Genomic DNA, 21,803 nt, shown 5'->3' on the forward strand with positions numbered 1-21,803 from the left:
GGGTGCGTGGGGGGGGCGGGTGCGCGGGCGGGTCAGCCCTTGAGCGCGGGGATGATCTCCGCGCCGTACGCGTCGATCGTCTGCTCCTGTGCGTCGTGCATGTCGTAGACGGCGAACTGGTCGACGCCCAGCTCGCGCAGCGCCTGCAGCTTCTCGATGTGCGCCTCGGCGGGGCCGAGCAGGCAGAACCGGTCGACGATCTCGTCCGGCACGAAGTCCGTGGACGGATTGCCGGCCCGGCCGTGGTGGCTGTAGTCGTAGTCCTGGCGGCCCTTGATGTACTCGGTCAGCGCCTCGGGCACCATGTCGGAGTGCTCGCCGTAGCGGGCCACCAGGTCGGCGACGTGGTTGCCGACCATGCCGCCGAACCAGCGGCACTGCTCGCGGGCATGGGCCAGGTCGTCGCCGACGTAGGCGGGGGCGGCCACGCAGATGGTGACGGAGCCGGGGTCCCGGCCCGCCTCGGCGGCGGCGTCGCGCACCGCCTTGACCATCCACTCGGTGAGGTAGGGGTCGGCGAGCTGCAGGATGAACCCGTCGGCCTTCTGCCCGGCGAGCGCCAGCGCCTTCGGCCCGTACGCCGCCATCCACACCGGGAGCTTTCCGTCGCGCACCCAGGGGATGCGCAGCGGCTTGCCGTCGACCTCGGCCTCCCGGCCCTCGGCGAGGTCGCGGATGACGCCGATGGCCTCGCCCAGGCGGGCCAGGGTGTTGGGTCTGCGTCCGGCGACGCGCATGGCGGAGTCGCCGCGGCCGATGCCGCACACGGTGCGGTTGCCGAACATGTCGTTGAGGGTGGCGAAGGTGGAGGCGGTGACCTCCCAGGTGCGGGTGCCCGGGTTGGTGACCATCGGGCCGACCGTGAGTTTCGTGGTGTTGGCGAGGATCTGGCTGTAGATGACGAACGGCTCCTGCCACAGCACGGCGGAGTCGAAGGTCCAGCCGTAGGTGAAACCGCTGCGTTCGGCGCGCTTCATCAGGCTGATGACCCGCGAGGCGGGCGGGTCGGTCTGCAGGACGAGTCCGAAGTCCATGGCACGACTCCTTGCGTGAGGTTCAGCCGAGGTACTGGCAGGTGGAGCGCGGGGTGTAGACGCCGTGCCCGGCGTGTCCGGTGTACTCCCGCTCGGTGATGACCGGGACGCCGCGGGAGAGGACGGTCTCGACCCGGCCGGTGATCCGCTTGCCCTCGTAGGCCGAGTAGTCGACGTTCATGTGGTGGGTCTCGGCGGACAGCACCTGCTCGGCGTGCGGGTCGTAGATCACGACGTCGGCGTCGGCACCGGGCGCGATGGTGCCCTTCTTCGGGTAGAGGCCGAACATCCGGGCCGGGGTGGCGCAGGCGATCTCGATCCAGCGGCGGCGGCTGATGTGCCCGTCCAGGACGGCCTGGTGGAGCAGGTCCATGCGGTTCTCCACGCCCGGGAGCCCGTTGGGGATCTTGGAGAAGTCGCCGCGGCCGAGTTCCTTCTGGCCGACGAAGCAGAACGGGCAGTGGTCGGTGGAGACCACCTGGAGGTCGTCGGTGCGCAGGCCCTGCCAGAGCTTGGCCTGGTGCTCCTTGGGCCGCAGCGGCGTGCTGCAGACGTACTTGGCGCCCTCGAAGTCCGGCTCGGCGAGGTTGTCGGTGGACAGGAACAGGTACTGCGGGCAGGTCTCGGCGAAGACCGGAAGACCCTCGTCGCGAGCGCGGGCGAGTTCGGCGACCGCCTCCATGGCGGAGACGTGCACCACGTACAGCGGGGCACCCGCGACCTGGGCGAGGCGGATGGCGCGGTGCGTGGCCTCGGCCTCGAGGAGGGCCTTGCGCACCTCGCCGTGGTAGCGGGGGTCGGTCTCGCCGCGGGCGAGCGCCTGCTCGACGAGGACGTCGATGGCGATGCCGTTCTCGGCGTGCATCATGATCAGTCCGCCGTTCTCGGCGGAGCGCTGCATGGCGCGCAGGATCTGCCCGTCGTCGGAGTAGAAGACGCCCGGGTAGGCCATGAACTGCTTGAACGAGGTGACGCCCTCCTCCACGAGGAGGTCCATCTCCTTCAGGGTCTCCTGGTTCACATCGGAGACGATCATGTGGAAGCCGTAGTCGATGGCGCAGTTGCCCTCGGCCTTGGCGTGCCAGGCGTCGAGTCCGGCGCGCAGCGACTGGCCGACGCTCTGCACGGCGAAGTCGACGACGGTGGTGGTGCCGCCCCAGGCGGCGGCGCGGGTGCCGGTCTCGAAGGTGTCGGAGGCGAAGGTGCCGCCGAACGGCAGCTCCATGTGGGTGTGGGCGTCGACGCCGCCCGGGATGACGTACTTGCCGGTGGCGTCGATGACGCGGTCGGCGGTGAGGGCCTCGGCCGCGGGGGTGCCGGTGGCGGCGAGGGCGGCGATGCGGCCGTCCTCGATCAGGATGTCGGCGTGGGTCTCGTCGGCGGCGGTGATGACGAGGCCGCCGCGGATCAGTGTCCGGCTGCTCATGTCCGTCTCGCTCCTCGCTGTGGGTGCGTGCGGGTGGTGTGAGGGCTCGTCGCTCCCCCGGTTCCTGGCCTCGCTCGGTCCGGGAGCCCGTGGTGGCGGGGCCGCGGGCGGTCCGCGGCCCCGCGCCCGGCCGGGGCGGTTACGGTGCGGTCAGCGGCGTGTAGGCGGCGGGCGCGCGGTCCCGGTAGAACTGCCAGCGGTCCCGGACCTCGCGGAGCTTGGCCATGTCCAGGTCCCGCACGACCAGTTCGGTCTCCTTGTCGCCGGCCACCTCGCCCACGAAGTGGGCCTCCGGGTCGACGAAGTAGCTGGTGCCGTAGAAGTCGTTGTCGCCCAGCTCCTCCACGCCGACCCGGTTGATCGCGCCGACGAAGTACTCGTTGGCGACCGCGGCCGCGGGCTGCTCCAGCTGCCACAGGTAGCCGGACAGGCCCCGGGAGGTGGCCGAGGGGTTGAACACGATCTCCGCGCCCGCGAGTCCCAGGGCCCGCCAGCCCTCGGGGAAGTGACGGTCGTAGCAGATGTAGACGCCGATCCGGCCGGCCGCGGTGTCGAAGACGGGCCAGCCGAGGTTGCCGGGCCGGAAGTAGAACTTCTCCCAGAAACCGCGCACCTGGGGGATGTGCGTCTTGCGGTACTTGCCGAGGTAGGAGCCGTCGGCGTCGATCACCGCCGCGGTGTTGTAGAGGACGCCGGGCTGCTCCTCCTCGTACATCGGCAGTACCAGGACGATGCCCAGCTCCCGGGCGAGGGACTGGAAGCGTTTGACGACCGGGCCGTCGGGGACGGCCTCCGCGTACTCGTAGAAGGCCGGGTCCTGCACCTGGCAGAAGTAGGGGCCGTAGAACAGCTCCTGGAAGCACAGCACTTGAGCGCCCTGGGCGGCAGCGTCGCGGGCTGCCTGTTCGTGGACCTGGATCATCGACTCCTTGTCGCCGGTCCAGGCGGTCTGGAAGACGGCGGCACGGATCACTCGGCTCATCGCAACCTCCGGTCGCTCGGTGTGCGGTGAGCCTAGGAAGCGCGCGAGCCCGCGTTGAGGTACACGGTGTCACGTCTGCGGGTGCCCGGCGTGTCACCGTGTCACTGCTGAACCGGCCCATGTTTCACCGCCGTTGTCGCAAGTGGTCGCGGGTTTCGAAGGTGTTGCTGATGATGTGTCGGTGGTCGGGCGCGTCAGGCGTCCCCGGTGTCGCCCGGGACGCCGGCGGTGCCGTTCGTGGCGTCACCCGTGTGCGCGCGGGGCGTCAGCGGTGCCGTGCGGAGCGCGTCACTGGTGCTGCGCGTCGTGTGCCAGGAGCGCGATGTGGACCGAGGCGGCCTGCTCGAAGTCGTCGAGGTCCACGCCGAGCCGTGTCTGTATCGCCTCCAGACGGCGGTAGAGGGCGGGGCGGGAGACGTGGTGGAGCTGGGCGGTACGGGACTTGTTGCGTCCGGTGGCGAGGTAGGTGCGCAGCACGGACAGCAGGTCCTCGTCGGGCGCGCTCAGCAGCCCGTCCAGCTCGCGTTCGGCGAAGGACTGCACCTGCGGGTCGTCGCGCAGCAGGCGGATCAGCCCGCGCAGATGGACGTCCTTCAGGCGGACCACCGGCGGCAGGTCGAGGGCGGGGGCGGATCCGGCGGCGGCGTCGGCCACGTGCCGGGCCTCGCGCAGTCCGGCGGGCACCTCGTCGAAGACGGTCCGCGCGTCGGCCGCGGCCACCACGACAGGTTCGGGGCCCGGTTCGGCGCGCAGCCGGGCGGCGAAGTGCGCGGTGAGCGCCTGCGGATCCTGGTCGCGGGCGAGGCTGAGCAGGACGGCGCTCGCCCCGTCGGCGAGTTCGCCGGTGAGGCCGGGCAGGCCCAGCAGACGCAGCACCCGGTCGAGCCGGGTGGCGCTGCGACCGCGCACCACCAGGGGTACGAAGGTGCGCCGGTTGACCGGGAGTCCGGCGGCGCGTGCCCTGGGCAGCAGCTGCCGGGCGGGCAGCACCCCGCCGATCAGGTCGGTGAGCAGGCTCTGGGCGGACTGCTCCTCCCAGGAGCAGGCGGCGCCGCCGACGAGCATGCGGTGCAGCACGAGGGCCTCGGCGGCCCGGTCGGCGAGCAGCCGGCCGGTCGCGGTGTCACCGCGGTAGCCGCACAGCACGAGCCGGCCCCAGCGTTCACCGCGCCCGCCGAGTTCGGCGCGGATCCAGTCGTCGCCCTCGGTGCGGCCCGCCTGGCGGGCGATGCGGTCCCAGTCGCGCAGCACGTCGTCCACGGCGGGCCGCTCCCCCGCCGTGCCGAGGACGCGGTGGGCGAGGTTGGTGACCACGACGGGGCAGCCGCTGTGCCGGGCGATCTCGTCGAGCAGGCGCTGCAGCGGGGCGCCGGCGGTGATGAGCGCCGTCAGTTCGGTGCGGACGGCCTCGGAGAGGCTGACCGCGGCGAACTTGCGGCGCACCAGCCGGGACTGGACCTCCTCGGTGAGCTGGGCGAAGGGGAAGGGCCGGTGGAGCACCACCAGGGGCAGCCCGCACCGCTCGGCCACCCGCCGCATCGCGTCCGGCGGGGCGGGGAAGGCGCGGCCGAGTCCGAGGACGACCGCGGAGGCGTCGGCGCGGTGCAGGGAGCGCACGTACTCGGCCTGCTTCTCCTCGTCCCCGGCCAGCAGCACACCGGTGGTGAGGACCATCTCGCCGCCGCTGAGCATCACTCCGACGTCGGCCGCCTCGGCGACGTGCACCCAGCGCACCGGCCGGTCCAGCCGGTGCTCGCCGGCCACCACCTCGGGCTCACCGGCGAGCACCCGGTCCAGTGCCAGCACCTGACGGACCGACAGTGCGGGTGCCGGGGCTTCCCAGGGATCCGAGACGCTGACCATGGCGGCTTTCCCTCGATCGGTGTGCTGCTACTGGATGCTCCTCAGGGCGCGTTCGAGGATCGCGGCGCCCTCCTCGGCCTCCGCCACGTTCAGGGAGAGCGGCGGGGCGATGCGCAGGGCGCTGGTGTCGTGGCCGCCGCCCTTGCCGATGAGCAGGCCGCCCTCGCGGGCCGCCTCCAGCACGGCGGAGGCCGCCTCGGGGTAGGCCTCGTCGGTGCCGGGCCGAGCCAGTTCGATGCCGATCATCAGCCCGCGTCCGCGCACCTCGCGCACGGCGGGGACCTGCGCGGCGACGGACCGCAGCCGCTCGATGAGCAGGCCGCCGACCCGGCGGGCGTTGCCCTGCAGGTCGTGTTCGAGGAGGTAGGTGAGGTTGGCGAGGCCGGCGGCCATGGTGATCTGGGTGCCGCCGAAGGTGGAGATGCTGTTGGCGTCCAGGCAGTTCATGATCTCCGCGCGGGCCACCACGCCGCCGATGGACATGCCGTTGCCGATGCCCTTGGCGAAGGTGAGCATGTCGGGCGGGCCGTTCCGGCCGTGCGCCTGCCAGCCCCAGAAGTGCTCGCCGGTGCGGCCCCAGCCGGTCTGCACCTCGTCGGAGATCCACAGCGCGCCCCGCTCCTGCAGCACCTCGCGGAAGGCGGCGTACAGGCCGTCCGGCGGCGAGGTGAAGCCGCCGACCCCCTGGATCGGCTCGGCGATCAGCGCGGCCGGCGGGCGGGTGTGGCCGAGCAGGTCCGTCAGGTCGTCGACGCAGGCCTCGATGAAGCCCTGGTCGTCGAGGTGGGCGAACGGGCCGCGGCTGCGGACGCCGCCGTGCACGTACAGCGTCTGCAGCGGGGACAGCGAGGTCGGGGACCAGCTGCGGTTGCCGGTGATGCCGACGGCGCTGAAGGAACGGCCGTGGTAGCTGTTGCGCATCGCCAGCACGGTGTTGCTGCGCCGGTAGGTGGTGGCGAGCAGCAGGGCGGTGTCGTTGGCCTCGGTGCCGGAGGTGGTGAAGAACACCCGCGCGTCGGGGATTCCGCTCAACTGGGCGATGCGTTCGGCGAGTTCCACCATCGGCCGGTTGAGGTAGAGGGTGGAGGAGTGCAGGATCCGCCCGGCCTGCTCGCTGACGGCCTTGGTGACCTCGGGCAGGGCGTGGGCGGTCATGGTGGTGAGGATGCCGCCGAAGAAGTCCAGATAGCGGTTGCCGTGGGAGTCCCAGACGTGGCGTCCCTCGCCGTGGGTGATCTCGATGGGTTCCTCGTAGTAGAGGGCGAGCCAGTCGGGGAGGACCGCTCGGTGGCGGCCCAGCAGGTCGTCGGTCATGGCTGCACCAGCCCTTCGTAGGCGTCGGGGCGGCGGTCCCGGTAGAAGGCCCAGGTCTTGCGCACCTCGTCGACGAGGTCGAGGTCCAGGTCGCGGACGAGGAGTTCCTCCTCCTTGTCGCCGGCGACGTCGCCGACGAACTGGCCGCGCGGGTCGACGAAGTAGGAGGTGCCGTAGAAGTCGTTGTCGCCGTACTCCTCCTGGCCCACGCGGTTGATGGCGGCGACGTAGTAGCCGTTGGCGACGGCGGCCGCGGGCTGCTCCAGCTTCCACAGGTGGGCGGAGAGGCTGCGGTGGGTGGCGGACGGGTTGTACACCAGCCGGGCGCCGTTCAGGCCGAGCTGGCGCCAGCCCTCGGGGAAGTGCCGGTCGTAGCAGATGTAGACGCCGACCTTGCCGGCCGCCGTGTCGAAGACGGGCCAGCCCAGATTTCCCGGCCGGAAGTAGTACTTCTCCCGGAAGCCCTCGAGCTGCGGGATGTGGTGCTTGCGGTACTTGCCGAGGTAGCTGCCGTCGGCGTCGATCACGGCCGCGGTGTTGTAGTAGAAACCGGGCTGCTCGATCTCGAACACGGGCGCGACGATCACCATGCCGGTCTCGCGGGCCAGGTCCTGCATCCGGCGTACGGTGGGCCCGTCGGGCACCGGCTCGGCCCAGCGGTAGTGCTCGGGGTCCTCGACCTGGCAGAAGTACGGGCTGTTGAAGACTTCCTGGAACCCGATGATCTTCGCGCCCCGCCGGGCCGCCTCGCGGGCGTGCTCCTCGTGCTTCGCCAGCATGGACTCGGTGTCGCCGGTCCAGGTGGCCTGGACCAGAGCGGCACGTACGACGTTGGCCATGAGCTGCTCCTTCGAGCGACGTCAGCGCCTCTACGCCCGTAGAAACGGCCGTAGAGGGACGAACGTATGCCTCTCGGACGTCCTTGCCAAGACCATCGTCGCCAACCCGCTGAGTCGAGCGCGATTCGCACTCCTGTGGGTGATCGCGGCGGGCGTCAGGAGGCGGTTCGGGCAACTGGCGCGCCGGCCGCCGGGCACGTCGCGCACCGGCCGGCGGCCCCGTGAGGCGCACCGGCGTCAGCCGGCCGTTCCGGCGACCCGGAGGGCGTGCACCAGGTCCCAGTAGCACTCCTCGGAGACGCCCTGTGCGGCGCCGAGCAGCAGCGGCACCAGCCGCTCGGGGTCCACGGCGGCGCTGCGCGCGGCCTCCCCGGGGGTGCGGGTGCGCACACAGGCGTCCAGCAGCGCCGTCACCTCGTGGTGCCGCCGCTCGGCGGTGAGCTGGACCACCGCCCGCCCGATCTCCTCGGCGGGGCGGGCGACGCCCTGCCGCAGCAGCTGCTCGGCGTCTGCGGCGCGCCCCGCGGCGGCCAGCGTCTCGGAGGCGGTGACCAGGCGCCCCGCGGGCAGCGAGGCGCACTCCCACAGCAGGGTCGCCCAGTCGGCCGTGAGCCCGGCCCGCTCCATCTCGGCGGCTAAGAGCGGGAAGCGCTCCGGCGGCCACCGGGCGAGGTCGACGAGCAGCACATGTGCCTCACCGGTGCGCCCTTCGGCCCGCAGCCGGGCCAGGTGCGCGACGGCCCGCCGGGCCTCCTGCCGGGACGCCCCGTCGTCCGCGACCGGCACGCGGGGCCGCGCCGGCTCCTCCTCCGTCTCCACTCCGGCGAAGCGGGCACCGCGCGGCCTGCGGGGCGGGGCCGGTGCGTCGGCGGGGGCGCCGTGGGCGGGCGGAGGCCCGGCGTCCGGGGGCAGGACCACGGGCGGGGTGTCGTCGTCCTCCACGGCCCCGGCGAACCGTGCGCTGCCACGGCGGCGCTTGCGCGGCTTGGGGGGCTTGGGGGTTGTGGGGGGCTCGGGGAGTCCGGGCGCCGGTTCCGGCGCCCGGGCGGGCTGCTCGGGTGGGGCGGCGCCGGGGGCGGGAGCGGGCGGGGCGGGGACGGCATCCGCCGGTGCGGGCAGGGCGACGTCGCCCGCGGGGGCCGGGCCGGGCTCAGGGGCGCGAGGGGCGGGGATGGACCACGGGGCTCCGGGCGCGGGGACACGGTCCGGCGCTCCTGGTGCGCGGCCGGGCGTACGACCTCCTCCCGGTGCCGGACGGGACCGCGCGGCGGGGATGCCCCGGCTCGCCGGGCGGGCGGAGGCGGGCACATGCCCGCCCTCCCGGGCCGCGGCCGGACCGCGCTCGTCCTCCCCTACGGAGGCGGGGCGCCGCTCACCCTCCCGCACCGGGACCGGACGCCGCTCACCCTCCCGAGCCGGGGCCGGGCCCTGCTCACGCTCCCGAGCCATGGCCGGGTGCCGCTCACCTGCCACTCCCCGGACCGCCTGGCCGTACTCCCGTCGGTCCGGGTGTTCCGTGTGCTCGCGCCGCTCCGGGTGCTCCAGGCGCTCCAGCCGGGACCGGAGTTCGGCGCACCGGGCGGTGGCGCGGGCGTGGTCGTCCTCCGCCCAGGCCAGGTCCACCCGGATCGCCTCGGCCTGCGCACCCGTGGCAGCCACGGTGAGCGCCCGGCTGAGGGCGGCCCTGCGCTCCGCGGCGTACCTGCGTTCCCGGAGCATCACGTCGAGACGGTCGGTGAGGGCCTGGCGGGCGCCGGGGCGGGCGTCGTACGCGGTGAGCGCGGCGGCGTGCAGGGCGCGGGCCCTGGCGGTCTCCGCCTCGGCGGCCGGGGCGCCGTGGGCGGTGGCGTAGTCCTGCAGCAGCGCCTCCACCACGTCCCACGGGGGCAGTTCGCTCCCGGCGAGGCAGGCCCGCATACCGTCCGGGTCCCGCTGCCAGAACACCGCACACCAGCCGCCCGACTGGTCGAGGCGCCCCAGCAGCGCACCGAGGTAGTCCCTGAACTCCCTGACCTGTGCCGGAATCTGCTCCACCGCCATACTCGGCTCCCGCCAACTGGAGTACTGCGCTCCGTAGGCAACACCAGTCGTGTTACGTACGCGCTACGGGGAGTTTTCGGCAGTGACGCAAGGTGTGCGGAGGACCACTGTGCGGTGGTGAGTGGTGGTGCCGCGACCGAGCACGCCGCGAGCGAGGCGCCTGAGGCGCAGTGCGCGGCCGGCTGTCCATGGACAGGCCCCGTCCGCCCGCCAGGGCCGCGATGGTGAAGAACGCGGGGGTCGGGGCGCGTCCCGTCTCGATCTTGCGGAGTGTCTCTGCCGAGATGCCGGCCCTCGCCGCCACCTCGGCCCTGCCGCGGTCGCCGCGGGGCTGGCGCAGCAGCGAGCCGTTCGCCGGGTTCGCACCGGTCGCCTCCGTGCCGTGCCGCGCACCGATGAGGCCTCTCGGGCCCCGGGTGCATCACCGTGCAGAGCGTCGCCGAGCCCGCGCCGGCGCGCCCGGCCGCCCCTGAGCACCACCGCGGCCGGCGGCCTCCGGAGCGTCACCGCTCACGAGTGCCTCGGAGCGGTACCCGCCGGGGCAGGCATGCGCTCTCCGTCCGCGCCGCCGCGGACACGGACCGGCCCCCGGCCGCGCGTCGGACCGTCGCCCTCTCCGCGCCCTCCCGCACCCGAACGGGGGTGCGCCGGCCGCGGCCCGGGACCGGGTCCACCGGGCGGCCCCGCCCTGACGTGCTGCCCCCCGGCGATCGTGCGAAGGTGTTCTACGAGTGCGCCTCACACGGCACAGGGGCGCGTACGCGCGGTACGCGGCGTGTGCGTGTGTAACAGCGGGACGGTCGGGCACCCGCGTCCGGACCGGTACGTCGAGCAGTGAGCGCGCCCCGGGCCCCCGGAGGTTCCGGCTCCGTCCGGCCGAGGCAGGGTCCATGCGAGGGCGCCGGAACGGATGGCCATGACCAGCGGGTTCACAGGTCCGCAGGGCTACGGCTCTGACCCCCTCGGAGAGTTCCTCGCCCGCTTCTTCGGCGGGCCCCGCCCCCGGCAGATCGACATCGGCCGCCTGCTGAGCCGGCCGGCCCGGGAGCTGGTGCGCGGTGCCGCCCAGTACGCCGCCGAGCACGGCAGGCGGGACCTGGACACCGAGCACCTGCTGCGGGCCGCGCTCGCCACCGAGCCGACCCGCAGTCTGCTCAGCGAGGCGGGCGCGGACCCGGACGCGCTGGCCTCGGAGATCGACGAGCGGTCGGGCCCCGCCCTGGAGGGGCCGGAGAACGCCCCGCCGCCGACCTCGCTGTCCCTCACCCCCGCCGTCAAACGCGCCCTGCTGGACGCCCACGAGCTGGCCAGGACCAGCGGCGCCGGGTACATCGGCCCCGAGCACGTGCTCAGCGCACTGGCCGCCAACCCCGACTCGGCCGCGGGCCACATCCTGAACGCCGCCCACTTCACGCCGCCCTCCGCCCGGCCGCCGGAGGTGCCGGACTCCGCCCCGCCGCGCGTGGAACGCCCCCGCCCGGCGACGGGTACGCCGACGCTGGACAAGTACGGCCGCGACCTCACCGAACTCGCCCGCGAGGGCCGTATCGACCCGGTGATCGGCCGGGAGGAGGAGATCGAGCAGACCGTCGAGGTGCTCTCCCGGCGCGGCAAGAACAACCCGGTGCTGATCGGCGACGCCGGCGTCGGAAAGACCGCGGTCGTGGAGGGACTGGCCCAGCGGATCGCCGACGGGGACGTGCCCGATGTGCTGACCGGGCGGCGGGTGGTCGCCCTGGACCTGACCGCCGTGGTCGCCGGCACCCGCTTCCGCGGCGACTTCGAGGAGCGGATGAACAACATCGTCGAGGAGATCCGCTCGCACTCCGACCGGCTGATCGTCTTCATCGACGAGCTGCACACCGTGGTCGGCGCGGGAGCCGGCGGCGAGGGCGGCTCGATGGACGCGGGCAACATCCTCAAGCCGGCCCTGGCCCGCGGCGAGCTGCACGTGGTCGGCGCGACCACGCTGGAGGAGTTCCGCCGGATCGAGAAGGACGCCGCGCTGGCCCGCCGCTTCCAGCCGATCATGGTGCCGGAGCCCTCCCCCGAGGACGCCATCGAGATCCTGCGCGGGCTGCGCGACCGCTACGAGGCGCACCACCAGGTCCGTTACACCGACGAGGCGCTGGTGGCGGCCGTGGAACTGTCCGACCGCTACCTCAGCGACCGGCGCCTGCCGGACAAGGCCATCGACCTCATCGACCAGGCCGGCGCCCGGGTGCGGCTGCGGGCCCGCACCAAGGGCGCCGACGTACGCGCCATGGAGCGCGAGATCGAGCAGCTCACCTGTGACAAGGACCAGGCGGTGGCCGACGAGCAGTACGAGCGGGCCACCCAGCTCAGGGACCGGATCGCGGAGCTGAAGCGCAGGGTCGAGGAGGCCGGCGGCAGCACCGAGGTGGACGAGGGGCTGGACCTGGTGGTGGACGCCGAGTCCATCGCCGAGGTGGTGTCCCGCCAGACCGGCATCCCGGTCAGCCGGCTCACCGAGGAGGAGAAGGACCGGCTCCTCAACCTCGAAGAGCATCTGCACCAGCGGGTCGTCGGACAGGACGAGGCCGTGCGGGTGGTCTCGGAGGCGGTGATGCGTTCGCGCGCCGGGCTCGGCAGCCCGGACCGCCCGATCGGCAGCTTCCTCTTCCTCGGCCCGACCGGCGTCGGGAAGACCGAACTGGCGCGGGCGCTCGCCGAAGCACTGTTCGGCAGCGACGACCGCATGGTGCGGCTCGACATGAGCGAGTACCAGGAGCGGCACACCGTCAGCCGCCTGGTGGGCGCCCCGCCCGGCTACGTGGGGCACGAGGAGGCCGGGCAGCTGACCGAGGTGGTGCGCCGGCACCCCTACTCGCTGCTGCTGCTCGACGAGGTGGAGAAGGCCCACCCGGACGTCTTCAACATCCTGTTGCAGGTCCTGGACGACGGCCGGCTGACCGACTCGCAGGGCCGCACCGTGGACTTCACCAACACCGTGATCGTGATGACCAGCAACCTCGGCTCCGATCTGATCACCCGCCGGGGAGCCACGCTGGGTTTCGCCTCCGGTGACGCGGACGCGGACCAGGAGGCCCGTCGCGAGCAGGTGCTGCGTCCGCTGCGGGAGCACTTCCGGCCGGAATTCCTCAACCGGATCGACGAGATCGTGGTCTTCCGCCAGCTCACCGAGGACGAACTACGCAGGATCACCGACATGCTCCTGGAGTCGACCCGGCGGGCGCTGAAGAACCAGGGCGTCACGGCCGAGTTCACCGAGGCGGCCGTGGACTGGCTGGCCCGGCACGGCTACCAGCCCGAGTACGGCGCCCGCCCGCTCCGCCGCACCATCCAGCGCGAGGTCGACAACCGGCTCTCACGCCTCCTCCTCGACGGCCACATCAAGGAGGGCGCCCGCGTCACCGTCGACGCCCGCGACGACACCCTCACCTTCGACACCGACGGGACTTCCGGACCAGCCCTTTGAGCCGAGGGCACCGCAACCCCCCTGGGGGTGCACCGGCTTCGCCGGCGCGACGAACGCGCGCGCCAACTCGCTCAGGGGCGCGGGGAGCCGCGCGCCCGGCGACGCCCCACCCGCACCCGGCGTGACGACAGCGCCCGGGCCCCGGTCCCGCACGTCACGCGGGCCGAACCGTCTCCGGGCACCGGACGCCGGACGCCGGACCGCGCCGGGCTACGCCTTCGCGGACTCCGGGTCACCGAGAACCATCTGCACGATGTCCCGGTGGAACCCCCGCACATGCGCCTCCACGAGATCACCGGCCGCGTCCGCATCCCCGGCCGCGATCGCCTCGTAGATCGCGTGGTGCTCGCCCCGCAGCCGCGCGGCGACCCGTTCCCACTCGTCCCCCAGCCCGTTGAACACCGTCAGCAGCGTGTGCCGCACCGCGTTGCGCACCGCGACGGTCATGTCGGCCATCAGCCGGTTGCCCCCCGCCTCCGCGATGGCGACATGAAACGCCGTGTCGAAGTCGTTGAACTGCTCCCGCGGCAGCGCGGGATCGTCCATCCGCACCAACGGCTCACGGATGCTGTCGAGCCCGGCCCCCGCGACGAGCCCCGCCGCCAGTCGCGCACTGGCCCGCTCCAGCGTGGCGCGAGCCTCGACCACGTCGTCCATCGGGAAGTTCGCCAGCGCGATGTGCAGGCGCAGCAGCTGCGTGAGCCCGGCGTCCGGCATCGCCGCGATCACCGTGCCGGACTCCGGCCCGGTCCCCACGCGTGAGCGGAGCACCCCCTGCGCCTCGAGCACCCGCAGCGCCTCTCGCACGGCGGCACGGCTGACGCCGAGCAGTTCGACCAGCTCACGCTCCGGTGGCAGCCGGTCACCGACCCGCAGATTGCCCGCGAGGATCTGCTCTTCGATCCGGGCCAGCACGAGCTCGAAGGTGCGCGAGCGGGGCACCGGCTCCCAGGCAGCGGTCGTGTCAGCCATGGAGAGCCCTTTCGCAGGTCATCACGTCGTCCCCGACTTCCCAGGCCTTGATCCTAACGCGAGCCGCCCACCCCTTGGTCAGACCAAGCACATTTTCTTGCGTCACGCGTCTGGACAAGCGGAACCGAGGTACCTAGCTTGAGCCAAGCAATGGTCTGACCAAGCCCCAATTGCGAGGGTTTATGTACCAGCCAGATCTCTCCCCCGTCGCCGACAGCCTGGCGTTCTCGTCCCTGGTCGCCGCGCTGCCCCTGCTCACCCTGTTCGTCCTGCTCGGCGGCCTGAAGCTGAAGGCTCACTGGGCCGGACTCGCCTCACTGGCCGTCGCGGTGATCGTCGCCGTCGCCGCCTACGGCATGCCCGTGGACCTCGCCCTGCTCTCGGCAGGCGAGGGAGCCGCCTTCGGGCTGTTCCCGATCATGTGGATCGTCGTCGCCGCCATCTGGGTCCACCAGCTCACGGTGGTCAGCGGACGCTTCGAGGACCTGCGCCGCGCCTTCGGACTGATCAGCACCGATCCACGCGTCCAGGCCATCATCATCGCCTTCTGTTTCGGCGGACTGCTCGAGGCGCTGGCCGGCTTCGGCGCGCCGGTGGCCATCACCGGTGTGATGCTGATGGGCCTCGGCTTCGCACCCGTGCGGGCCGCGGTCACCGTTCTGGTCGCCAACACCGCTCCGGTCGCCTTCGGCGCCATTGCGACACCCATCATCACGGCCGGCAACCTCACCAAGATCCCGTACTCGGAGATCGGTGCCTACGTGGGCCACCAGACCCCGCTGATCGCCTTCTTCGTACCGCTGCTGCTGGTCGGCCTGGTCGACGGGCGCCGCGGAGTGCGGCAGACCTGGCCGGTCGCGCTGGTGTGCGGGGCGGTGTTCGGACTGGCCCAGTTCCTCAGCGCCACGTATCTGTCGGTGGAGCTCACCGACATCGTCGCCTCGCTCGCGGGCCTCGCCGCCATCGTCCTCTTCCTCCGCGTCTGGCAGCCGCAGGGCGGCGAGGAGGCGCGAGCCGCTCTCCTGGAGGCGGCCCGCAGGGAGCGGACCGAGGGCACCGACGGGCAGCCGTCCCGCCCCGGCGACGGCACCGGCGCCACGCCCCGCACCGGCACCGGCACGGACGCGGGCACCGGCGGCTCCCCGGCCCCGTCCTCGGCCGTGTCCCCGGCACGCACCGCGCAGGAACCCGGCGTCACCACGGAAGCGCACCCCCGTGTCACCACCGAGGCAGAACCGCCCGTCGTCACCGGGACGCTCCCCGCCGGCGACCCGGCCGCCGCTCCGGCCGCCGCGTCCACCGCCCCTGCCACCACGCCGGACGGGCCGATCAGGGGCTCCCAGGTGCTGATGGCCTTCCTGCCCTACCTGATCATCATCGCGGTCTTCTCGATCGCCAAGCTGTGGACCCCGCTCAAGGAGTTCCTGGCGTCCTCCGATGTGAAGGCCGGCTGGCCCGGCCTGGACGGGGAGGTGCTCACCGCCGCCGGGCAGGTCTCCGGCACCACGGTCTACACCTTCCCCTGGCTGTCCTCGCCCGGCACGCTGCTGCTGATCTGCGGCGCCGTCATCGCCGCCGTCCACCGGGTGACCCCGGTGGCGGCCGCCCGGGAGTTCACCGCCACGCTGGTGAAGCTGCGCTGGGCGCTGCTGACCGTGGCCGCCGTGCTGGCCCTCGCCTATGTGATGAACCTGTCCGGGCAGACCATCACCATCGGCACCTGGATCGCCGGAGCGGGCGCCGCCTTCGCCTTCCTCTCGCCCGTCCTGGGCTGGCTGGGCACCGCGGTCACCGGTTCGGACACCTCGGCCAACGCCCTGTTCGCCACCCTGCAGCAGACCGCGGCGCACAAGGCCGGACTCGACCCGACGCTGCTGGTGGCGGCCAACACCTCCGGCGGTGTCGTCGGCAAGATGATCAGCCCCCAGAACCTGACCATCGCCGCCACCGCGGTCGGCCTGATCGGACGCGAGTCCCAGCTCTTCCGGGCGGCGATCAAGTGGAGCCTGCTGCTCCTGCTCGCCCTGTGCGCCCTGGTCCTCGCGCAGTCCGGCTTCCTCGCCCGGATGCTGCCATGACCACCGCACCCGCACCCCTGCACCTGCCGTCACACGCCTCGTCCCCCGAGGGAGCCATGCGGATCGCCCTGTTCATCACCTGCCTCAACGACACGCTCTTCCCGGCCACCGGACGGGCGGTGGTGACGCTGCTGGAGCGGCTGGGCTGCCGCGTGGAGTTCCCCCAGGGTCAGACCTGCTGCGGGCAGATGCATTTCAACACCGGTTACCAGCGCGACTGCGTGCCGCTGGTACGGCGCTTCACCGAGGTGTTCGCGGGCTACGACGCCGTCGTCACGCCGTCCGGCTCCTGCGCCGGTATGGTGCGCGAGCAGTACGGGCGGGTCGCCGAACTCTCCGGCGACGCCCGGCTGTCCACCGCGGTCCAGGAGGCACCGCCGGTGTACGAGCTCTCCGAGTTCCTCGTCGACGTCCTCGGTGTCACCGACGTCGGCGCCTACTTCCCGCACCGGGTCACCTACCACCCGACCTGCCACTCCCTGCGCATGCTCGGCGTCGGCGACCGGCCGCTCGCCCTGCTGCGCGCGGTGCGCGGCATCGACCTGGTGGAACTCGGCGCCGCCGAGCAGTGCTGCGGATTCGGCGGCACCTTCGCCCTGAAGAACGCCGACACCTCCGTGGCCATGTGCACGGACAAGGTGCGGCACGTCCTGGACACCGGGGCCGATGTGCTGTGCGCCGGCGACAACTCCTGTCTGATGCACATCGGCGGCACGCTGTCCCGGCTGCGCACCGGAGTGCGCGTGATGCACCTCGCCGAGATCCTCGCGTCCACGGAGACGGGACCGGACCACGCCGCGGCTGCCGCCTCGGCCGGGGTCACCGGCCCCGCCGCCCGGCGCGCCGTCGAAAGGACGAAGACCCCGTGAGCGACACGACGTTCCTGGGCATGCCGGCCTTCCCCGTCGCCGCGCGGGACGCGCTGCGCGACTCCCAGCTGCGCGGCAATCTGGCCCGGGCCACCGGCACCATCCGCACCCGGCGCGCGGCGGCCGTCGGCGAGCAGGACGACTGGGAGGAGCTGAGGGAAGCCGGCCGGGCGCTCAAGGAACGCACTCTGCGTCATCTGGACCGGTATCTGCTGCAGTTGGAGGAGAAGGTGACCGCGGCGGGCGGCCAGGTGCACTGGGCCCGCGACGCCGAGGAGGCGCGCCGCATCGTCGTGCAGCTGGTGCAGGACACCGGTGAGCGCGAGGTGGTGAAGGTCAAGTCGATGGTCACCCAGGAGATCGGGCTCAACGAGGCGCTGGCCGAGGCGGGGATCGACGCCTACGAGACCGATCTGGCCGAGCTGATCGTGCAGCTCGGCCACGACCAGCCCTCCCACATCCTGGTCCCGGCCATCCATCGCAACCGGGCGGAGATCCGGGAGATCTTCCTGCGTTCCATGGGCGAGTACGGGACCCCCGCCCCGGCCGGCCTGGACGACGACCCACGCCGGCTCGCCGAGGCCGCCCGGCGCCATCTGCGGGAGAAGTTCCTGCGGGCCAAGGTCGCCGTCTCGGGCGTCAACTTCCTGGTCGCCGAGACCGGGACCGCGGTCGTGGTGGAGTCCGAGGGCAACGGCCGGATGTGCCTGACGCTGCCCGAGACGCTGATCTCGGTGACCGGCATCGAGAAGGTCGTCCCCACCTGGCAGGACCTGGAGGTGTATCTGCAGCTGCTGCCGCGCTCCTCCACCGGGGAGCGGATGAACCCCTACACCTCCACCTGGACGGGTACCACCGCCGAGGACGGGCCGCGCACATTCCATCTGGTGCTGGTCGACGGCGGCCGTACCGACACCCTGGCCGACCCGGTCGGCCGGCAGGTGCTCAACTGCATCCGCTGCTCCGCCTGCCTGAATGTGTGCCCGGTGTACGAGCGGGTGGGCGGACACACCTACGGATCGGTCTACCCGGGTCCGATCGGCGCCGTCCTCAGCCCGCAACTGCGGGGCACGGACTCGGAGGCGGACCGTTCCCTGCCGTTCGCCTCGTCGCTGTGCGGGGCGTGCTACGAGGTCTGTCCCGTGAAGATCGACATTCCCCGGGTGCTGCTGCATCTGCGGGCCCGGGTGGTCGAGCAGGAGCGCGAACGGCGGCTGCCGAAGCCGGAGCGCCTGGCCATGACGGCGGCGCGCTGGGTGCTCACCAGGCCGTCGTGGCTGTCGGCCGCCCAGCGCGCGGGCGGCCTGGGTTCCCGCCTCGTGGCCCGGCGGGGCCGGCTGGGCCGGCTGCCGGGACCGCTGTCGCGCTGGACCGACACCCGCGACGCACCCGTCCCGGCCGCCGAGTCGTTCAGCGCCTGGTGGAGGCGCACGCACCCGGAGACCCGCCGGCCCGCCCGAAGGAGGCAGTCATGAACGCCCGGACCGAGGTACTGGACCGGATCCGGCGCGCCCTGGCCGATGTTCCCGCGAACGAGGAACCGGCGGACGTGTCCGTGCCCCGGTCGTACGCGAGAAGCGGTCCCGCCCCGGCCGGGTCCCCGGCCGCCGTGGACCTCCTCGCCGAACGGCTCGCCGAGTACGGGGCCTCGGCACGGCTGGTGCCCGAAGGGGACGTCGCCTCGTACGTGGCCCGCTCCGTGGCCGGCTTGGGTACGGGCCCGGTCGTGGTCCCGGGCGGCTTCCCGCCCGAGTGGCGGTCCGCGCTGGATCCCGACCGGGTGCTGTCCGACGTGCCCCGCCTGCCGGTCGCCGAACTGGACCGCTGCGGCGGGGTGGTGACGACCGCGGCCGCCGCCGTCGCCTCGACCGGAACCCTGGTCCTGGACGGCGGCCCCGGCCAGGGCCGGCGCGCGCTGACCCTGGTGCCCGACTTCCATCTGTGTGTCGTGCGTGCCGGGCAGGTGGTGGCGTCCGTACCGGAGGCGCTCACCGTACTGGATCCGTCCCGGCCCCTGACGTTCGTCTCCGGGCCGTCGGCCACCAGTGACATCGAACTCGACCGGGTGGAGGGGGTGCACGGGCCGCGCACGCTGGACGTCCTCATCGTGATCTGAGAGTCCGGAGCGGTGCTGCCCGCGCCTGGCCCGCCGCTGTGTGTCCCTCCTGTGGATCGCCCGCGGTGCTCCGCACCCGCGAGGGCACCCGCGGTGAGGGGCGATGGGACTCAGCGGGACGACCGGACCGCCGTACTGCGCGGTGCCGAACGACCGGCCGCCGCGGACGCGCCGGGAAGAGGCGCGGCCGCGGCCGCCACGATCGGCGGCGCCCAGGAGTGCTACCGCACCGGCCGGACCACCATCGCCGATCCGCCGCCCCGGCGCACCTTCTCCGCCGCCGCCAGCCACTTGCCGTCCGGCAGCCGCTGCACCCCGGTCACCGCGCCGATCTCCGGGTTCGCCCGGAAGCTGTGGCCCTTGGCCTCCAGCCGGCTGATCACCTCTTCGCTGAACCCGGGTTCCAGTTCCGTCTGGGCCGCGTTCCGCTGGCTGGCCCGGGGTGCGGCGATCGCCTCGGCCAGCGGCAGGCCCCGGTCCAGGAAGCCGGTGAGCGTCTGCAGCACGGTGGTGATGATGGTGGCGCCGCCGGGCGAGCCGAGCGCCACCACCGGCTTGTCGTGCCGGTCGAGGACGATCGTCGGCGACATCGAGGAGCGGGGCCGCTTGCCGGGCCCCGGCAGGTTCGGGTCGTGCACGGCCGGGTCGGCGGGGGCGAAGGAGAAGTCGGTGAGCTCGTTGTTGAGCAGGAAGCCCCGGTTCGGCACGGTGATGCCGCTGCCGCCGGTCTGCTCGATGGTGAGGGTGTAGGAGACGACGTTGCCCCACCGGTCGGCGGTGGTCAGATGCGTGGTGCTCCGCCCCTCGTACGTGGTCGGCACGGCCTTGCCGCCCTTCCCGCACGGTTGCGGGCTGCGCGGGTCGCCGGGGGCGAGCGGGCTGACGAGTACCGCGTCGTCCTTGATGAGGCACTCCCGCGAGTCGGCGAACCTCTGGGAGAGCAGCTCCTCGGTCGGCACGTCCTCGAAGGCGGGGTCGCCGACCCAGCGCCCCCGGTCGGCGAAGGCGATCCGGCTCGCCTCGATGAAGCGGTGCAGGTACCGCGCCTCGCTCGCCCGGGACAGGTCGGTGCGCTCCAGGATGTTGAGCGCCTCGCCGACGGTGGTGCCGCCGGAGGACGAGGGGGCCATGGAGTAGACGCCGAGCCCCCGGTAGGAGATCTTCGTCGGCCGCTGGAGCCTGGTCCGGTAGGCGGCGAGGTCCTTGCGGGACAGGTCGCCGGGGCGGGCGTTCCAGCCCGAGGCCGGGTCGACGGGCGGCTTGTTGACGGTGTTGACGATGTCCCGGCCGATGTCGCCGCGGTACAGCGCGTCGACGCCCTTGCGCCGCAGCTCGGCGTAGGTGCGGGCGAGGTCGGGGTTCTTGAAGGTGGAGCCGACCTCGGGCAGGCGTCCGCCGGGCAGGAACAGCTCGGCGGTGTCGGGGAAGTGGCGGAAGCGGGTCTCGTTCTCGGCGGTCTGCGCGCGGAAGGTCTCGTCGACGGTGAAGCCCTCGCGGGCGAGCCGTTCGGCGGGCTCGAGGACCGTAGCGAGCCTGTTGCGGCCCCACGTGTCGAGGGCGCGCTGCCAGGTGGCGGGCGTGCCCGGGGTGCCGACGGACAGGCCGCTGCTGACCGCCTCGGCGAAGGGGATGGGCTCGCCGTTCTCCAGGAACAGCCCGGAGTCGGCGGACAGGGGCGCGGTCTCGCGGCCGTCGATGGTGTGCACGCTGCGCGAGCGGGCGTCGTAGTAGACGAAGTAGCCGCCTCCGCCGATGCCGGCCGAGTAGGGCTCGGTGACGCCGAGCGCGGCGGCGGTGGCGACGGCCGCGTCGACCGCGTTGCCGCCCTTGCGCAGGATCTCGATGCCGGCGGCGGTGGCGTCGGGGTCGACGCTGGAGACGGCGCCGCCGTAGCCGACGGCCACGGGGGTCTTGGGACCCGGACCGCCGGGAGGGCCGGATTCGCCCTTGCCGTCCGGGTGTCCGCCGGGCGGCACCGCCGCTCCGACCGAGACCACGGCCGCCGAGACCGCCAGGACCGCCAGTTTCCGTGCCACAGGACGACGCATCCGCACCTCCGGTGAGGGACCGTCCGGGCAGCTTAGTTCATCGCCATGCCCTCGTCAGGAAGGCCGAAGGGCGTGCCGCGGATCTCGCTCGGACATCGCCCCGGTTCCCCGCTCGCATCATTTCGGGTACGGATCGAACGCGAGTTTGCGCGGGGCCGCTAGCATGCGCGCCCATGACTGACGACGTACGCAACATCGTTCTGGCCGCGGTGGCCGCCGGCATCTGTGCCGTTCTGGGCTGGACGGCCCGTACCTATCTCTGGAATCGGAAGCTCCGCCGCAAGCAGGCCTTCTTCGGGCTGCCGGAGAACTCCGAGTCGCTGCTCGTCGTCAACCGCGATGCCGCCTCCTCGGAGCCCTCGGTGCATCGCTTCGACGTGTTCTCGCTGCTCGAGCTGGCCGCGATCGTGAAGGACTGCGGCGCGCATGTGCAGGTGGTGACGCAGGACGCGGTGCACCAGGGCTTCGGTGAGCGCACGGAGTTCTGCCTGGGCGCCCCCGGATCGAACCGGAGGCTGGTGGCCCATATGGCGGCGATGCTGCCGGGGGTGCGGGTCAATGTGGATCCGGAGGCGGGTCCGGACCGGGGCGCCTTCCAGATCGGCGGGGAGCGCTACCGCATGGAGCCGGGGATCACCGAGTACGTGATCCTGGCCCGCCTGACGGCGGGTGAGCGGCGGGAGGCGCGGCCGGTGTTCCTGTTCTGCGGCCAGCGGGCGATCACCAACCAGGCCGCCACCCGGTATCTGGCCCGCCATCACG

At 72.9% G+C, this 21,803-nt stretch carries 16 protein-coding genes; 6 read left to right on the forward strand and 10 right to left on the reverse strand.

Annotated features, from left to right (window positions below; all coding sequences use genetic code 11):
* Nucleotides 1–32 precede the first annotated feature (32 nt).
* The 8 genes from HCJ93_RS24095 to HCJ93_RS24130 all read right to left on the reverse strand — a co-directional run bounded on the left by HCJ93_RS24095 (nucleotide 33) and on the right by HCJ93_RS24130 (nucleotide 9,895).
* Nucleotides 33–1,034 carry a TIGR03842 family LLM class F420-dependent oxidoreductase gene (locus tag HCJ93_RS24095; protein WP_167997894.1) on the reverse strand — a complete coding sequence of 334 codons (1,002 nt, stop codon included), beginning with the start codon at nucleotides 1,032–1,034 and terminating at the stop codon, nucleotides 33–35.
* 22 nt (nucleotides 1,035–1,056) lie between these two features.
* Nucleotides 1,057–2,460: a dihydropyrimidinase gene (gene hydA, locus HCJ93_RS24100; RefSeq protein WP_167997895.1), complete on the reverse strand. Its 1,404-nt coding sequence runs from the start codon at nucleotides 2,458–2,460 to the stop codon at nucleotides 1,057–1,059.
* Between the two features lie 139 nt (nucleotides 2,461–2,599).
* Entirely contained in the window at nucleotides 2,600–3,442 is an 843-nt protein-coding gene (locus HCJ93_RS24105) for a nitrilase-related carbon-nitrogen hydrolase (RefSeq protein WP_167997896.1), read from the reverse strand.
* A gap of 288 nt (nucleotides 3,443–3,730) precedes the next feature.
* Nucleotides 3,731–5,305, reverse strand: coding sequence for a PucR family transcriptional regulator (locus HCJ93_RS24110; protein ID WP_167997897.1), 1,575 nt, complete (start codon nucleotides 5,303–5,305; stop codon nucleotides 3,731–3,733).
* 27 nt (nucleotides 5,306–5,332) lie between these two features.
* Entirely contained in the window at nucleotides 5,333–6,619 is a 1,287-nt protein-coding gene (locus tag HCJ93_RS24115; protein ID WP_167997898.1) for an aspartate aminotransferase family protein, read from the reverse strand.
* Nucleotides 6,616–7,458 carry a nitrilase-related carbon-nitrogen hydrolase gene (locus HCJ93_RS24120; protein ID WP_167997899.1) on the reverse strand — a complete coding sequence of 281 codons (843 nt, stop codon included), beginning with the start codon at nucleotides 7,456–7,458 and terminating at the stop codon, nucleotides 6,616–6,618. Before HCJ93_RS24120 ends, HCJ93_RS24115 begins: the two co-directional genes overlap by 4 nt.
* Before the next feature lie 237 nt (nucleotides 7,459–7,695).
* A complete protein-coding gene (locus HCJ93_RS24125; protein ID WP_167997900.1) occupies nucleotides 7,696–9,498 on the reverse strand; it encodes a hypothetical protein in 1,803 nt (600 codons plus the stop codon).
* 52 nt (nucleotides 9,499–9,550) lie between these two features.
* The gene (locus HCJ93_RS24130; protein ID WP_167997916.1) at nucleotides 9,551–9,895 is read right to left on the reverse strand and encodes a helix-turn-helix domain-containing protein; all 345 of its coding nucleotides are present in this window, start codon (nucleotides 9,893–9,895) and stop codon (nucleotides 9,551–9,553) included.
* A gap of 519 nt (nucleotides 9,896–10,414) precedes the next feature.
* On the opposite strand from HCJ93_RS24130, the gene HCJ93_RS24135 reads away from it, so the two are divergent.
* Nucleotides 10,415–12,958: an ATP-dependent Clp protease ATP-binding subunit gene (locus HCJ93_RS24135; protein WP_167997901.1), complete on the forward strand. Its 2,544-nt coding sequence runs from the start codon at nucleotides 10,415–10,417 to the stop codon at nucleotides 12,956–12,958.
* Nucleotides 12,959–13,168: 210 nt separating this feature from the next.
* On the opposite strand, the gene HCJ93_RS24140 is transcribed toward HCJ93_RS24135, so the two are convergent.
* Complete coding sequence (locus tag HCJ93_RS24140; RefSeq protein ID WP_167997902.1) at nucleotides 13,169–13,930, reverse strand: FadR/GntR family transcriptional regulator; 762 nt, start codon at nucleotides 13,928–13,930, stop codon at nucleotides 13,169–13,171.
* Nucleotides 13,931–14,112: 182 nt separating this feature from the next.
* Between HCJ93_RS24140 and HCJ93_RS24145 the strand changes: the two genes are divergently transcribed.
* Genes HCJ93_RS24145 through HCJ93_RS24160 form a run of 4 tightly spaced genes read left to right on the forward strand, consistent with a single transcriptional unit; the run spans nucleotide 14,113 to nucleotide 18,993 of the window.
* Complete coding sequence (locus HCJ93_RS24145; RefSeq protein WP_167997903.1) at nucleotides 14,113–16,008, forward strand: L-lactate permease; 1,896 nt, start codon at nucleotides 14,113–14,115, stop codon at nucleotides 16,006–16,008.
* Between the two features lie 56 nt (nucleotides 16,009–16,064).
* Nucleotides 16,065–16,877, forward strand: coding sequence for a (Fe-S)-binding protein (locus tag HCJ93_RS24150; RefSeq protein ID WP_167997917.1), 813 nt, complete (start codon nucleotides 16,065–16,067; stop codon nucleotides 16,875–16,877).
* A 20-nt stretch (nucleotides 16,878–16,897) separates the two neighbouring features.
* A complete protein-coding gene (locus HCJ93_RS24155) occupies nucleotides 16,898–18,352 on the forward strand; it encodes a LutB/LldF family L-lactate oxidation iron-sulfur protein (protein WP_167997918.1) in 1,455 nt (484 codons plus the stop codon).
* A complete protein-coding gene (locus tag HCJ93_RS24160; protein ID WP_167997904.1) occupies nucleotides 18,349–18,993 on the forward strand; it encodes a LutC/YkgG family protein in 645 nt (214 codons plus the stop codon). Before HCJ93_RS24155 ends, HCJ93_RS24160 begins: the two co-directional genes overlap by 4 nt.
* A gap of 221 nt (nucleotides 18,994–19,214) precedes the next feature.
* On the opposite strand, the gene ggt is transcribed toward HCJ93_RS24160, so the two are convergent.
* On the reverse strand, nucleotides 19,215–21,041 hold the full coding sequence (gene ggt, locus HCJ93_RS24165) for a gamma-glutamyltransferase (RefSeq protein ID WP_167997905.1): 1,827 nt from the start codon (nucleotides 21,039–21,041) through the stop codon (nucleotides 19,215–19,217).
* 173 nt (nucleotides 21,042–21,214) lie between these two features.
* Here ggt and HCJ93_RS24170 point away from each other — a divergent pair.
* The coding region (locus HCJ93_RS24170) for a hypothetical protein (protein ID WP_167997906.1) at nucleotides 21,215–21,803 on the forward strand (589 nt) is incomplete at its 3' end.

This window comes from Streptomyces composti (genome assembly GCF_012034205.1).
Taxonomy (GTDB): domain Bacteria; phylum Actinomycetota; class Actinomycetes; order Streptomycetales; family Streptomycetaceae; genus Streptomyces; species Streptomyces composti.